Source organism: Dyella kyungheensis, assembly GCF_049913195.1.
In the GTDB taxonomy this organism is placed as follows: domain Bacteria; phylum Pseudomonadota; class Gammaproteobacteria; order Xanthomonadales; family Rhodanobacteraceae; genus Dyella; species Dyella kyungheensis.
Genome location: NZ_CP183983.1, coordinates 4,643,772 through 4,658,594 on the forward strand (window position 1 = coordinate 4,643,772; position 14,823 = coordinate 4,658,594).

Below are 14,823 nucleotides of genomic sequence, written 5' to 3' on the forward strand. Positions count from 1 at the left end.
GGGTTCGGCCCGCGGTGACGCCTTTGGCGAGCCCCTCGCTATAACCTCGGGCCAGTTGCCGAGCGTCCGGCATGCGTGCAAGCTACCCCGCGGCCCATGGCCGGTGGATGCCTCGGGCGGCCGTCCACATTGCACACTTAGCCGCCCGTTGTCTTGGGGGAGACAATGATCCGGGGAATCCATTTCGCATCGCCATTCCAGGCTCGTCCAGGCCTCGCGCGCCCTTAGCGGCGGCGAAGAAAAAGGATCGCTCGCGCCACGCGCGGGTTTTGCGGTAAGCCATCAGGGAGACGACCATGTTGATATTCTGGGGCAGGCGCGTATCGCGCAAGAAGATGGGCTACGTGGCCGACTTCTGCCCGATGTGCCGCGAAGCCCAAACGTTCCTGCTACGCGAGGTGCGCAGCTACTCGCACATCTATTACATCCCGACCAGTGCGAACACGCTGGAGGGCTATGAGCGCGTATGCCAGGGCTGCAAGCTGTTGCAGGGCGGCGCACCCAGGCAGTATGTGGCGACGGCGAAAAAGCCCGCGCATGTGCGCGACATCCTCGCTCGCAGTTTTCCCTCGTTCGACGAAGTGTACGGCGAGCGCATGAAGATCGAGGATGCACTGCGCCTGGCGCCGGACACGGTACCGATCAGTGTGCGCCGCGCGCTGATCCAGCAGCCGTTCCTCGTGCTGTCGCCGGTGGTCGATGCCAGGTTCCGCCACATACATGTAGATCTGGTCGGCCTGGCCTGCCTGTTCGCCGGCCCCGCATTGGCCATGCTTGTATTCACCCAGGTGGAGCGCCTGCCGGAACCCTACGGCACCGCTTTGGCTATCGCGGGAGGCATTGCTGGCATGGGCGTGCTGTTGTGGGGCCTCAACACCGCCGCGCATCGCTATGGCCGCCGCAAGCTCACGCCCTGGATAGCCCGCACGCTGCAGCCGCTGCGACCGAGCGAGGCGGAGATCGCCTTCGTGCTGAATGATCTGAAGGCAAGGCGTCTGAAGATCGGTAGCATCCTCAAGCCCTCGCGCATCGCGGCCGCACTCGCGAAGTGATCACTCACCGCGCACGGCGTCGGTAATCGACCGTTGCGTTGATCGAAACCCAAGCGACCCACCAGATGGGCGGGTCAGGAACGAATGCCATGGAAACCCTTTATCCGGCGGGCCCCGCGGATGTACCGGCGAACTACACGCGCCCGAGCGCCTCGTACAAACGCCAGGCCTGGATCGCGGTCGGCAGCTTGTTGCTATTCATCGCCATCTATTTCGCGCTGACGGCGTGGTTCATCGTCACCGGCCTCGGCGAGATGGCGAAGATCGGCTCGGGCAATGGCCTGCTTCAGTTCATCGCCGGCATGTCGAGCCTGTTCCTGGCGGTCTTCATGATCAAGGCGCTGTTCTTCATCAAGAAGGGCGCCAGCGGCGGTGGCATCCAACTCAAGCGGAACGAGCAACCGCGCCTGTTCGCCTTTCTCGATCGCATTGCCGATGAAGCCGGCGCGCCGCGCCCGCACAAGGTGTTTGTCACGCCCCGCGTGAACGCCGCCGTGTACTACGACCTCTCGCTGCTCAACCTGCTGTTCCCCTCGCGAAAGAACCTGGAAATCGGTCTCGGGCTGGTGAACATGCTCAACCTGAGCGAGCTGAAGGCCGTGCTTGCGCACGAATTCGGCCACTTCGGGCAGCGCTCCATGGCGGTGGGACGATGGGTCTACACCACCCAGCAGATCGCTGCGCACATCGTGGGCCGACGGGACGCACTGGATCAATTCCTGCGCCAGCTGTCGCGGGTGGACATCCGCATCGCGTGGGTCGGCTGGCTGCTCTCGGTGATCATCTGGGCATTGCGGGCGGTGGTCGACGCCGTGTTCCGGCTGGTGGTGATTGCGCAGCGGGCACTGTCGCGCGAGATGGAGATGCAGGCGGACCTCGTCGCCGTGTCGCTCGCCGGCAGCGATGCGATTGTCCATGCGTTGCATCGCCTGCAGCTCGCCGACGATGCATGGGACCGCACGATCAATTTCGTGCGCGGGGAAGTGGGCGCCGGCAAACCGCCGCGCGATGTGTTCCAGGTGCAGCAAGCCATCGCGGAGCGGCTGGGAACGATCTACAACGACGCGCGCTACGTCGAGCGCATCCAGGTGCCCGCGGGCGGCGATGCGTCCTTCCGGGTCTTCTCCGGCGAGCTGGCGCAGCCGCCACGGATGTGGTCCACCCATCCGATGAACCACGAGCGCGAACAGAACGCCAAGCGCCGCTACCTGTTCGCCGATGCCGATCAGCGGCCGGCATGGCTGGCCTTCGACGACGCCGACGGCGTGCGTGAACGCATGACGCGCGACATCGAAGGCGCGACCGAGCATGCGACCGTCGGCGAAGACATCACCTTGCAGCGCCTGGACGAGCAATTCGGCAGGGAGCATCTTCGCTCGGCCTATCGCGGCATCTACCTGGGGCTTCCGGCGACCAGGCATGCGCGCCGGATCGACGAGTTGCACGGACACGCTCCAGTCACGCAGCCGCTGCACCTCGACGATCTTTATCCCGCGCGATTGAGCGACGAACTCTCGCAGCTTCGTTCCTTGGAACGCGAGCACGCCTTGCTTTGCTCGCTGCGCGACCGGGTGTACGACGCACCCGACGGCGTCATCCGCCATCGCGGGAAGATCATCAAGCGCAACGAACTGGCCACGGCCATCGGCACCGTGCACCAGGAACGCTCGGCCATGCGCGCCAGCCTGGAGGGTAGCCTCAAGCGGGTGCGCAGCCTGCATCTGGCGGCCGCCGCGAAGCTATCGCCCGAGTGGCATGCCTATCTACGGGGCTTGCTTGCGTTGGTTCACTACGCCGAACACAACGAGGTGAACGTGCGCGATGCACGCGCCAGCCTGGCACGCTGGTGGCAGCGTGCCACCGCTGCCGGCGCCATCAATGAGCAGGGAGTGCGCCATATCCTCGCTGCTGCCAGTGACGTCCACCGTTCGCTCGGCGTTGTCTACGACGGCGCTTCGCAGGTCCGCCCCGGCGCGAAGGTGTTGGCGCAAATGCACTGCGAGGACTGGAGGGAGGCCCTGGGCAAATTCGGCTTGAATCAGCCGGTGCGCGCCAACATCAACGACTGGCTGCGCATCGTCGACCAGTGGGTCGACCACACGGCCGGCTGGTTGTCAGCGCTTCGGCGCGCCGCCCTCGACGAGCTGCTCCACGCCGAAGCCATCGTTGCATCGGCGACCCAGGGCACGGCCCCTCCCGATGCACCTGCGGAGATGCCCTCGGTGCCGGTCGAATACCAGACCCTCCTGGTGGGAGCCGAGCGCGGCCAACACGCCGAGAAGCCCGGATTCTGGGAACGCTTCCGCACCGCCAGCGGCTTCTTTCCCGGCCTCGCCCGCGGCCTGGTGGCCGTCGCCATCGTGGGTTCGGTCCTGCTGCTGGGCTGGACCATCAGTCGCGCCAACGTCATCGTGTACAACGGACTGGCGCGCGCGGTGGTGACCACCATCGATGGTCATCGCGTCGAGCTACAGCCGGGCGCACATACCGATGTCACGGTGCAGGGCGGCGACGTTTCCGTGGTGACCCAGACACTGGACGGCGAACCGGTAGAAGCGTTCAAGGCAACGGTGGATCGCGGCGCCACGCAGCTGATCTATACCGTCGCCGCCGCCAGTCCGCTGCGCCATTGGACCGCGGTCTATGGCAACGCGCGAGCGCCGGAACCCACGCTGTCGACACCGCAGCGTTGGCAAACAGCCAGTGCGCAATATCTTTTCAGCCAGCCGCCGGACCGCGTGCAAAGCAAGACTGGCAGCGCCATGTTGACGGTGCTCGATGCGCCGGAACACGTTTCACCGGACATCCTGGCCGATCAGATCAGCGACAAGTCGGCAGCGAATGCCATGTTGCTGGCGCATGTGCGCTTCGATGCGCCCGAGTCGCCGGAGCTGATCAACTGGTTGTATGCGGCCAAGGATACGGCTGGCTTCCAGCAGGCCTTTGCTGCACGCCTGGAACATTTTCCGCACGACATGATTTCGCGGCGCCTGGAAGAGGATCTCGCCCACGAGGCAGGTTCCGATGCGGTCTGCGCACGCAGCCGGGCGCAATCGGCGGCCGAGCCCACGCAGGCCGATGCCGCGTATCTGGCGGTCCGCTGCCTGCCCGCGGGCAAGGAACGCGATACCGGCTTCGAGGAAGGGCATCGCCGCTGGCCCGATTCGCCGTGGTTCGCCAATGCCGCTGCATCGGTGGCAAGCGAGCACGGCCGCTACGAGGAAGCATTGCAGACCTACGAGCAAGCGATGCCCCACAGTTTGTCGTTGCGTCAGGGCACCGCGGTGGAAGCCTTGCGGCTGACTCGCTTGATCGACCCCGGCAACGCGCAGAAAAAGGCCGCCGAATACGTTCGCGAGTCGACCGCACTCGGCAACATACTGACGTTCGAACGCGGCACGACGGTGCGGCAGGGGAACTACCGCGCGATAGCGATGCTGTCCAACGGTCAGATCGACGAAGCCGTCCGGGCGGCTGCCGGCACGCCGATGGCCGGGCATGTGTTGCGCATGGCCGCCGCGTCGATCGGCGCATCGCCCTATCTTCGCCTTCGCGTTGCGTCGCTTCCACCTGGCGCCGGCATCGACCGCGACACCCTGTGGCTGGCCCTGGCAGCGAACTCCAGCGCTGATAGCGCCGCGATCGCCGAAGAGCTGAGCAAGATTCAACGCTATTACGATTCACCCGATGCCGTGGCGAAAATGAAGAGCTTCATCGAGCTCGCGCGCCATGGCGATGCCCGCGCTGCCCAGGCACAGCTCGATGGCGTGCCGCTGGAGCTGCGCGGACATGCCTACGTGGCAGGCATCTATCTGATGGGAGAGAAGGCGCCTCGCGAATGGCGAGACTTCGCCTATCGCTCGCTCTTTTCGGTGGAGCGGCCGTACCTGGGGTGAGTAGCGAGTCGCTTGCTGGGTGCGAGCCCAAGTGACGCGCTTGCCGAACATTAAGACACCGCACGCCGCCGGCGTGCGGTGTGATTTTGTTCTGCAACATTCGTTTGCTTCGCCCGGGAATCTGCTATCGCCGCATGAAGCCCATCGTTTCAGTCCGCCTCGCTTGTCGCCAACTCCAGGAAGGTTCCGCAGCGAAGCCACACGCTGGCGGCTTACTTGTCGCGCGTCACTTCCGCCGGCGCCGCGTCACCCGCCTGCTGCGCCAGCGGCAACGCATCGTTCACAAGGTGCAGCAGGAAGCGGCCGGGCTGTTCCTGCATCATCATGTGGGCCGAATCGGCGAAGATCACCAGGCGCTTGGACGGCGCCTGCAGATCGCCGAACCATTTCTCGGCGGTTTCGTGGGGCGTGGTGTAGTCGTGGGCGCCAGCGAACACGATCACCGGCAGCTTGAAGTTCGTGACGTGATCGAAGTCCACGTCCAGCAGCGGATCGAGCAGGTGGTTCAGCGAGAACAGGCTGCCCTTGTCGATGGCCACCAGATCGTCGTGGTTGTAGTCAGGCGAGAGTTCCTCGGCATCGCTATCGAACTGGAAATCCTTGCGGCCCCAGGCCAGGCCGCCGTAGTACATCTCCCAGGTGCTGCGCACGCCGATGCGTTCGATGGTGAGCTTGGTGTCGCCCGGATACGGGCCGATGGCTTCCAGTTCGGCGATCGCCTTGGTGTTGTTTTCGGCCTTGGCGCGGTTTAGCGCGTAGTTGTAGCCGATGGCTTCGTTGCGGCGGCCGTTCACCACCTGGCCCACCGAGATGTACGCGTAAAACCAGTCCGGATGCAACTGCGCCAGATGCACGCCGAGCACCGTGCCCCAGGAATGGCCGAGCAGGAAGATCTTCTTCTTGTTGTAGTGCTCGCGCAGGTACTGGGTCACCTGGGCGGCATCGTCGGTCATGCCGTCCACCGTCATGCCCGGCGCCATCGCCGCTTCGGTGTTGGCGCGATAGGTCTTGCCCGAACCGCGCTGGTCCCACTGCACCACGGTGAAGTAATCCTCCCACGGCGTCTGGAAGGTGTAGCCCTCGGGCATCGCCGGCGAAGCGGGACCGCCGTGCAGGAACAGCAGAATGGGGTTGCGGCGATCCTTGCCGCGCACCGAAATCCACTGGTCGATGCCGTTGATGTGCAACTTGATCTTCTCGTCGACACCCTGCGGGGTCACGATCATGCGATTGCTGTCGAGGATGCGGCGCACTTCGTCGCGCGAGATCATCGACTTGTCCGGCGTAGCGGCGGCGGCTGGCTTGGCCGGTGCCTCATCGGCGCGAACGCGATCGGCAGGGGCACCGATCGCAAGCAACAACGTGACGAACAGGGATGCACGCAAGATATTCAAATCAGCTCTCCAGGCGGATGGTTGGGCGATACGCGGAGCCTTCGCTTCCACGATAGCAACAGGGACGGCCAGCACGTCGTGCATGGCCCTTGTCTCCACCAGAGCAAGCGGCATGCCAGCCCACGATGGGCAGCTCGGATACGTCATATCAGGCACTTGCGGGCAAGTGCGGCACCCGTGATGCGTCCGCGGACAACCTGGCGGACGTCCGCCCTGTCCGCGCGCAAGAACGCCCTCTTACGACCTCTTCACTCACGGGACATCCTGCTTGACGCACACTTGCCGCCTTCTGTTGCAGGATCAGCCGCGTGCCCGTCGTTCATGTCCAGCGTCATTTCCGGTCCCGGTTTCGCCGTTCGGTCCTGCTGGCCAGCATGCTGGTCGCTGGCTTTGCAGCACTGAACGCGCATGGCGAAAGCCCCTCACGCAGTACCCAGAATACGGGAAGCGACCAGCTCGCCATCCAGGTCAACGACGACCGCATGACGATCTCGGTAGCCAAGGTACCGCAGGTCTATCTGTATGGGACCATCGATGCGGGTGCCGCGCAGCGCGTGCAGTCGATGATCCAGTCGCGCAGGATTCCGCCGAACAGCGATATCTATCTCAACTCGCCCGGCGGCGATGTCGCCGCAGGCATCGCCCTCGGCCACCTGTTCCGCGCCGGCAACATGACCACCCACCTGGGTTCGCCGCGCAAGACCGCGCGCCAGCCCATCGTGCCCAAGTCCTCGCAGTGCGTGAACGCCTGTGCCTATGCTTATGCGGGCGGCATGTTTCGCTGGGCGCCAACCGGCAGCGATCGTTTCGGCGCGCAACCGCTATCCACCACGGTGACGCCCACTACCGATGTCGCCGCCTATCTGAAAGACATGGGCGTGAACCCGCAGGTGTTCGGCAGCGCGGCCAGCGGCGAGGTGACGTGGCTCAACGCGGATCAGATGCTGGCCAATGGCCTCTCCAACAACGGACGCCTGCTGCCCACCGCCGTCAACATGCCGATCAGCAACGTCGCTTCGATCTCGATCACGCAGATGACGCGCGAGGGTGAGCATCGCATCACCCTGCAGTGCCGCCCCGATGGCCTCACCCTCACCGCCTACTACGCCATCGGCGCGGAGCGCGCCCGGCAGATGGTGGCGCGCGCCACGCGTTCGTACTTCGAGATCAACGACCAGCCCATCAACGGCAGCGAGCGCGTCAACGCCTCGGCGATGGACCAGGCGGTGGTGTTCAGCCAGCCGCTGCCCGTGACCCAGCTCAACCAGCTGCTGTCGGCGAACCTGATGGCGGCATGGCTCGCCGATCGGGGCGGGGCTGTGCGTTACGGCTTCTGGATGTCGCTTGATGCCGTGCGCAAGGAACTGCGTACCTACGGCAACAACTGCGCGCAGGTGGCGAAGCAGGCGGGCTCCAGCAAGAACTGATCTCGTGCGGAAGCGGACGTCCGTCGGGTGTCCGCGGACAACGTGAATCCGGCGGGCCGCGCGCCGCAAGACCCATGCTGCGCCGTTGTCGGACGCCAGGCGGGTGGCACGCCTGTTGCCTCATGATCTTGCGGCAATGCGGATATCGCCGCGCTGCACCCATCCCGACACGGAACGATGAGGTACGTCATGTGGAAAACAATCGCCATGCTGGCGCTGGCCTGTGCGCTGCCCGCCTTTGCCATGGAGCCGGAGCGGACGGTGAGTGGCACCTCCGTCACCTCCACGCACGATCCGCGCATGCGCATCGACCTTCCGTCCACGGCGAAGTACGTTGGCGCGGATCGCTGGCTGCTGCTGGGCTTCGACGATTGCGAGATGCATCTGTTCGTCGACGCCGATGCTGACAAACGCATCCAGCGTCTCTACTGGGTGCAGTTCGAGGCCTACATCCCCGAACGCCCCGAGCTGCATCACGATTACTCCGCATCGCGTCGCATCACCATCAACGGCCTGGAGTTTCATCTGGACACCTGGGTACAGAGCGCCGATGAGCCGACCGAGAAGGACTCCGATGGCGACCACCAGCGCCGTTTGCTCGCCGCCAAGGGCTACCAGCGGCCGGCCAACGGCATGTACGTGCGCCTGGTCTATCTGCCCGATGCCGAGCAGCGCAAGGAAGTGATGGTGATCTACGGCGAGGATCTCGCACCCACCGGCTTCACCGCGGCGCAGCTCCGCGAGAAGGGCACGGCACACGACCGCTGGCCAGCCATCGAGAAGGCGCTGATCGAGCGCGCTCTTGAACGGAACATCATCGTTCGCACCTTTTAGAACCTCATCGTTTGTGGGTTTACTGAACCGCCGACACAGACTATGAGTACAAAAAACAGGGTGGCGCAGTACATTCCAGGTTCCCCGAAAGGGGGCAAAGGCGGGGCAAGCGCGAAGCGCGCAGAACGCCCGAAAGGGCGGCCCCGAAGGGGCGAGAGCAGCAAGTAATCCAGTGACTCGGCTCCAGCCTCAGTCACCGGACAAAACCAAGCCCCGCAAGATTGCCGATAAACCCGCAGCCCATCCAGGTTGAATAAGCCCGGCGGCGTTGCCAACCAAACTAACTCCAAATCACGGCTTCAAATACAACACCCCATCCCCAAAATCGATCACCGCATGATTCGCCAGCATCACATCGGCCCCCAGAAAACCGCCGATCTGCTCCACTGGCGACGCTGGTCGCGTAGTGGCTTCGTAGCCATACAGATCCAGCACCCGGGTGTTGTCGGGCACTTTCACCGCCTGACCTTCGATGCTCAGCGATAGCGCACTGGCCGCTGCGTATGCCTTGCCGGTGGTGCCGCTGGGCCCGCCATAGGTATCCACTACCTTGCCAAGGGTGATGTTGGCGCGCTTGGCCGTGTGGTCATCGATCAAGAATTTGGCCACCGTGGAGACCACAAAATTGGCGCTCGCATCGTTGAGCGCCACCTGCACCTCGTATTCGTTGGTGGCGGCGTTCCACTGCATGGCGTGCGCGGCATAGCCCGCAGCCAGCAAGCGCCGGCGTTCCTGCGCGGTGTCTGCCGACGAATGCGGAATGCCGATGCGGTGCTGATCAAAATCCACCAGCACCCGCCGCGCACGCAACCAGCCCATGCCCAACATGCCCTGCATGGTCTGCTTCTGCGGCACCTCAAACACCTTGAGCGGCGCGTCCTTCACCACGTCATCGCCCACCTGCAGCGTCTTTACCGTAGTCGTGGCCACACCCAGGTCGCTGACCTGGCCGGGCGCGGTAATGCCGTAATGCCCACTGGACTGCAGCGGCCCGACCCCGGCCTGCTCCGCATTGGCATGGGTGGTCATGGCGTAGAACCCCGCATTGGCATGCACCATGAAGGAAAACGGCACCTGGTTGATGCGCACCTCCACAAAGGGACGGATGCCAGACACCTCACGCAGCTGGAACGGCGTCCACTGCGTCTCGGCCACTACCGGGGAGGCGGCAAGGGCCAATAGCAGGCCAAAGGCAAGGGCTCGACGCATGGCGAACTCGGTATGGGGGAAGTGAGGATGGCTGGCGGCGAAGCACACCGACGGCCTTCCAGGATCGTAGTCGCGGGCCGCCGCAATGCCATATGTCATGAGTTGTGGTCGCCGAGTCACGGCTGGGTCGCGGGGGCGTCTTGTCGAAAAAAGCAGGGAAGCGCGAGCCATTATCAGCGATAGGGAATGGGCTGCAGCGACGATTACCAGTCGCTTCCGCCGGGCCACCATCACTCGTCGGTAGCCGCTACGGATGGGTGGTTCCCACCCAGGTGGTCGTTGCCCTCTCGACATTGACGCAATCGCCGAGAATCCCGTCACTTTTGACGGGACAATGACGGGATACGCAGATATCCCGTCTCCCGGATTCCCGTGACACTCGCACTTGCGGCCGCTTCATGGCGCCTCGTGGAAAGGGAGGCGCTACGCTTCAAACCACGCCGGGGCATCCAAGCGCCGCAGTGGACAGCGCAAATGGGTTCCAGAAAACCCATAATCGTCAGGCGTTAGGCCCACGCAGTGCAATGGTTCGACGAATACGGAATGTCCTCCTTCTACCGAAGCAGGCCTATACCTACCGCCATCCATTCAACCACATGGGAGAGTTTGTCGATGAGTACATCTGCTTTGGTACTGACCCTCTTCATAGCTTGGACACTCGTCCTACTCGTTCTCATGGAGGTCGTTCGCTCCTATCTTGTTCTCTCCGGACGCGCCAAATCCAATGAATTCAGGCCGGACAACGCCAACCTCTCTCCGTTCTTGCAACGGCTCGCGCGCGCGCATGCCAATTGCATTGAAGGGCTTCCCGTCTTTGGCGGCCTCTTGCTTATAGCCATTGCGACCGGACGTACCGGGCTTACTGACTCGTTGGCCCCGTGGCTCCTGCTTGCTCGCATAAGCCAATCGATCACTCATCTCGTTTCCCTGAGTGTCTTCGCGGTCAACATTCGCTTCTTCTTTTTCTTCGTGCAGCTTGCGATCGCGGTCTACTGGACGTGGGCGCTACTTGTGCGATAGCTCACGCATTCGCATGCTAGTAAGGTCCTCTTCCGACCCAAACCGGCCACTCAGGGCCAACAGATGAAAAGTTCAAGCTCCGGAACTCGTGCTGCTCCGAGAGGGCGGGCCTATGTAAACAAGTGTCTGTGCGTGTTGTTTTTGTCTAGCGCAAAAGCGCCATAGTCTGTAACGGCTTCCGTTTGATCTAGAACACCATAGTTTGTGCAAAGGGTACAAACCATGGTGTTTTGTCCACTCTTCAGCGCGTGCCGTTCAACCCGTGAACGAAAACGCCCCGGCATGCCGGGGCGTTTCGTGATCACCGCAACGACCGCTTAGGGCGCCGACTGGCTGCCCGGATGCGAGACGAAGCGCGGCGGCGTTGCCTCGTTGGCGAACTGCCAGGTGCTGAGGTAGGCCAGCTTCAGGATCTTGGCCATCTTCGGATAGTCGATCTTCTCGGCCGTATCGCTCGGGTGGTGGTAATCCGGATGGAAGCCGGTGAACCACCAGAACGCCGGCACGTTGTGCAGCACGAACGGGAACTGGTCGGAGCGGAAGAACACGTTCAAGGCGTACTCGTGGTCGAAGCGGTCGTCGAGCACCAGGCCCACGTCGCCGTTCGCCTTGGCCACGGTCTTCTGGTAGTCCGGGCTGTACGCGGCACCGATCAGGTTGAGGCGGTTGCTGGTATCGGCCGGGATGTCGATCAGGCCATCGGTCTGCGGGCTCGGCTTCTCGTCGCGGCCGATCATGTCGAAGTTGATCATGGCGCGCGTGGTGTCGAGCGGACGCAGCGGATGCGCGGCGAGATAGTACGCGCCCAGCAGGCCACGCTCTTCACCGGCAAACACGGCAAACAGGATCGAGCGCTTCGGCTTGGTGGGATTGGCGCCGAACGCGCGCGCCAGCGTGACCACACCCACCGTGCCTGAGGCGTTGTCGTCGGCGCCGTGCCAGATCTTGTCGCCGGCCTGGCCGTCGTGATCGTGATGCGCGCTGATGATGATGGTTTCGGGTGCCAGCTTCGGATCGCTGCCTTCGACCAGGCCGACCGCATTCCAGCTGGTGGCTTCACGGCGCGAGCTGTTCTTCAGATGCAGGCTGATCGAGGTGTCCGGCAGTGCCTGCGAATGTGACTTGAGGTCGCCATCGATCGCCGACTGCAAGGCTGCCGGGGTGCTGCCGCTGGTGCTGAACAGCGCGTTCGACACATCAGCGGAAATGATCATGCTGGGGATGTGCAGCGGGCTGTCTGCCAATACCTGTGCGGGAATCGGGTTGGCCGCATGCTCGGCCTGATGACCGATGCGCTTGCGCACCTCCTGCGCGGAGGGGTGGTTGTGCGACGGCTCCGGTGCCATCAGCACCGCCACCGCGCCGTGTTCCTGCGCGTTCAACACCTTCACGTAGCCGGTGGCGTAACGCGTGTTGCCGGTACCGTTGAAGATGGACTTGGGGTCCTTCTCCTGCGGCTCGTGATCGAACACCACGACGATCTTGCCCTTCACGTCGAGACCGGCGTAGTCGTCATAGCCAAGCTCCGGCGCCGTGATGCCGTAGCCGGCGAAGACCACGGGAGCCGAAACATCCTGATCGGTGGGGAACGAACCGGACACTTCCGGATCCTTCCACTCGGTGTTCTTGCCGCCGCGCTTGAGCGTTAGCAGCGTGGCCTTCGCATCGGGCCGGTACTCGACCAGCGGCACGGCCTGCAGGAAGCTGGGCTGCCCCTGCGCATCGGTCGCCGCCGGCTTCAAACCCGCCTTGGCAAACTCCGAAGCGATCCATTGCACCGAGGCCTCATCGCCCGGCTGCAACGACAGACGCCCCTGCAGTGCATCCGAGGCCAGGAAGGTGATGTCCGCGCGCAGGTCGCCCTGGCGAATCTGCGCGAGGCCCGGTTGCTCGGGGGCGGGAACCGCTGCCGAAGCGACGGTGGTCAGACTCGCGGCTAGCGCGAAAGCGAGGAACGTGCGGCGCATGATCTCTCCATGGGTTTCGGACGGCTGGCCGTCCGGGGGTATGGAGTGCGAGCGTGCCACGCGGGGCCGAGTAGATCAAATGGCCACGCGCTTGATCAGAGCGCTCTCAGTACGCAGATGCCTGGCTCCGCACCGCGTTGAGAGCGCCTGCTCGAATCTATCGGGTGAGATGGCGGGATCACGCGTGTCGACGTATCGTTCCAAGGCTTCGGATGGTCGCGTCGATAGCTGCGAATCGTGGCGCGGTATACGTGACCACCAACAGAGGCATTCTGCGTTGACGCCTAACGGACGTTGCCCAGCTGATTCTGCGGGGCAAGCAATCCGATGATGAGCCAACCGGAGAACGTATAGTTGTCGATGCGATCGGCGACGGGTGCCTCGTTGAGCAGAGCCTGCTTCGCTCCGGCAGCAAAGGTTTCAGGCGTCTCGGTGAGCAACGGCCGGAGCCAGATGATCGTTCGACAGTCATACGGCACTTGATCCCCGAGAGTCTCCGTAAATGCCACGGAAATATCGCGGGCAGAGACGTGATCGGGGCTGCCCAACTTTTTCCAGGTGGCTCGTATGAGGCGCGACAATTCCGTGCGGTTGTCTTCGGCAATCATCCGGCGCGAGGCTTCCAGACCCGGTCGCAATCCGCCGGTCTGCTTGATCCATTCATCGAGAATGGTTGCCCATGCGTCATAGCATTGCCGTTGACTATCGAAAACACCCAATAAAGGTGATGTGGCGCGTGAGTCGGCATTGCCGGTCGACGCGCAGCCTACGCAGAGAACAAGTGTCATCGCAAGCAGGATGGAAAGGTGTTTCATGGCAGATCCCCCGGCACATTTTCCGACCAAGCCTGCCCGCAGGCGGCGCATCGCTTGCCTATCCTAGGCGGGCTTCATCTTGCTTCACGTTCCAGGGGTAATTCCGAAAAGACGATAGATCCGCCGGAATAGCGCGATGGCGTGGCCGAGTCGAACTTCGCGAGAAAGTTGCCCTTTTCAAAGGCGACACCGTCCTCGTTGTAAACCTCGCACCAAAGGCGCCGCCCGTTGGGCTTGCATGCAATCCACACGCCACCATCAGCGCCACCCGCCCAACGGGCGTGGGGTGGAACGGCAGCCACTCTCTCCGGTGGCGAGGGCACGTAATACATCGCCTTCCTCAACAAAATACTGCCCACATGTCCAATGATCACGCCAGCCAATACGGCGCTCGACCATTTCAGGAAACCCTTCGCGCTCATTTGGAAAGCCTCTTCTCCAGACGTTTCGAGTCAAGTCGATGCTTCACGGCGAAATTGGCAAACCACATCTGAGTGCGCCATTGCAATCTCGTCGGGTCTCCAGGAATTTCTTCCCGGCGAGAACAACCCCTGCGTCATGGCTTCCTCAATCCACGACGACGATCTTTACCTTCCTGGACTCGGCATAGCCCATTTCCCTGGAGACGAAATGCGTTCGATCGGCGGCGAGCGCCACCGGAACGGGGCTCCTGTAACTCACCCAGATCGTGTAGGTCCCACGAGCCGGGAACAACGCTTTCCCCACCGCAACCCGACGCATCCAGAGGCTGTGCCCCTCGCGTAAAGATGCGTAATAGGAGGGATCGTCCAGAGTGGACGGCACGATCATGTCGTCGTCGTAGGAAGCGGCTTCTACGCTCCTGCCGTTCGCGTCTTCGATGTGCAGAACGAAACCGGCAAGCTCTCCCCAACCAAGATCGCCATACACACGGACGACATCGTTGGACGAGTTCTCTATGCCGGCGAGCAGTTCGATGGGCTCGCCCCGTTTGCACGTTGAGCACGACACCGAGAGTCGAGCGTGGACGAGTGGTGCTTGGCCGGCGCCAACAAATCCCGAGAACCCGACGAAGAGCACGGCGAAAAGAACTCGTCTCATCACGGCGAGGGCAAACGTACGCTTCATTCGCAATCCCCTGTTGCCTTCCTTGCCACCAGGAAGCTGTCCCCACAGCGTCTGGCCGCCATGCGGATCGACGCAATCCGGTCGAGCCGATCCGCAATTACT

Annotated in this window: 11 protein-coding genes; 5 read left to right on the top strand and 6 right to left on the bottom strand. The window is 63.1% G+C overall.

What is annotated here, in order from left to right:
- The first annotated feature begins 296 nt into the window (after nt 1-296).
- Both ACN9MB_RS20780 and ACN9MB_RS20785 read left to right on the top strand, forming a co-directional pair.
- Complete coding sequence (locus tag ACN9MB_RS20780) at nt 297-1,052, top strand: hypothetical protein (RefSeq protein WP_426270142.1); 756 nt, start codon at nt 297-299, stop codon at nt 1,050-1,052.
- Between the two features lie 89 nt (nt 1,053-1,141).
- A complete protein-coding gene (locus ACN9MB_RS20785; RefSeq protein ID WP_426270143.1) occupies nt 1,142-4,948 on the top strand; it encodes a M48 family metalloprotease in 3,807 nt (1,268 codons plus the stop codon).
- Between the two features lie 212 nt (nt 4,949-5,160).
- On the opposite strand, the gene ACN9MB_RS20790 is transcribed toward ACN9MB_RS20785, so the two are convergent.
- Complete coding sequence (locus ACN9MB_RS20790; protein ID WP_426270144.1) at nt 5,161-6,342, bottom strand: alpha/beta fold hydrolase; 1,182 nt, start codon at nt 6,340-6,342, stop codon at nt 5,161-5,163.
- Between the two features lie 308 nt (nt 6,343-6,650).
- Here ACN9MB_RS20790 and ACN9MB_RS20795 point away from each other — a divergent pair, with 308 nt between their 5' ends.
- Entirely contained in the window at nt 6,651-7,769 is a 1,119-nt protein-coding gene (locus ACN9MB_RS20795; protein ID WP_426270145.1) for a hypothetical protein, read from the top strand.
- Nucleotides 7,770-7,958: 189 nt separating this feature from the next.
- Nucleotides 7,959-8,603 carry a hypothetical protein gene (locus tag ACN9MB_RS20800; protein WP_426270146.1) on the top strand — a complete coding sequence of 215 codons (645 nt, stop codon included), beginning with the start codon at nt 7,959-7,961 and terminating at the stop codon, nt 8,601-8,603.
- Nucleotides 8,604-8,894: 291 nt separating this feature from the next.
- Here ACN9MB_RS20800 and ACN9MB_RS20805 read toward each other — a convergent pair whose 3' ends face one another.
- Nucleotides 8,895-9,812, bottom strand: coding sequence for a retroviral-like aspartic protease family protein (locus ACN9MB_RS20805; protein ID WP_426270147.1), 918 nt, complete (start codon nt 9,810-9,812; stop codon nt 8,895-8,897).
- A 612-nt stretch (nt 9,813-10,424) separates the two neighbouring features.
- On the opposite strand from ACN9MB_RS20805, the gene ACN9MB_RS20810 reads away from it, so the two are divergent.
- A complete protein-coding gene (locus tag ACN9MB_RS20810; RefSeq protein WP_426270148.1) occupies nt 10,425-10,832 on the top strand; it encodes an MAPEG family protein in 408 nt (135 codons plus the stop codon).
- Nucleotides 10,833-11,149: 317 nt separating this feature from the next.
- On the opposite strand, the gene ACN9MB_RS20815 is transcribed toward ACN9MB_RS20810, so the two are convergent.
- The 4 genes from ACN9MB_RS20815 to ACN9MB_RS20830 all read right to left on the bottom strand — a co-directional run bounded on the left by ACN9MB_RS20815 (nt 11,150) and on the right by ACN9MB_RS20830 (nt 14,721).
- On the bottom strand, nt 11,150-12,799 hold the full coding sequence (locus tag ACN9MB_RS20815; RefSeq protein WP_426270149.1) for a M28 family peptidase: 1,650 nt from the start codon (nt 12,797-12,799) through the stop codon (nt 11,150-11,152).
- A 284-nt stretch (nt 12,800-13,083) separates the two neighbouring features.
- The gene (locus tag ACN9MB_RS20820) at nt 13,084-13,614 is read right to left on the bottom strand and encodes a hypothetical protein (RefSeq protein WP_426270150.1); all 531 of its coding nucleotides are present in this window, start codon (nt 13,612-13,614) and stop codon (nt 13,084-13,086) included.
- A 74-nt stretch (nt 13,615-13,688) separates the two neighbouring features.
- Nucleotides 13,689-14,036, bottom strand: a complete 348-nt coding sequence (locus ACN9MB_RS20825) for a hypothetical protein (protein ID WP_426270151.1) — start codon at nt 14,034-14,036, stop codon at nt 13,689-13,691.
- Nucleotides 14,037-14,181: 145 nt separating this feature from the next.
- Nucleotides 14,182-14,721 carry a hypothetical protein gene (locus ACN9MB_RS20830; RefSeq protein ID WP_204637608.1) on the bottom strand — a complete coding sequence of 180 codons (540 nt, stop codon included), beginning with the start codon at nt 14,719-14,721 and terminating at the stop codon, nt 14,182-14,184.
- Nucleotides 14,722-14,823: the final 102 nt, after the last annotated feature.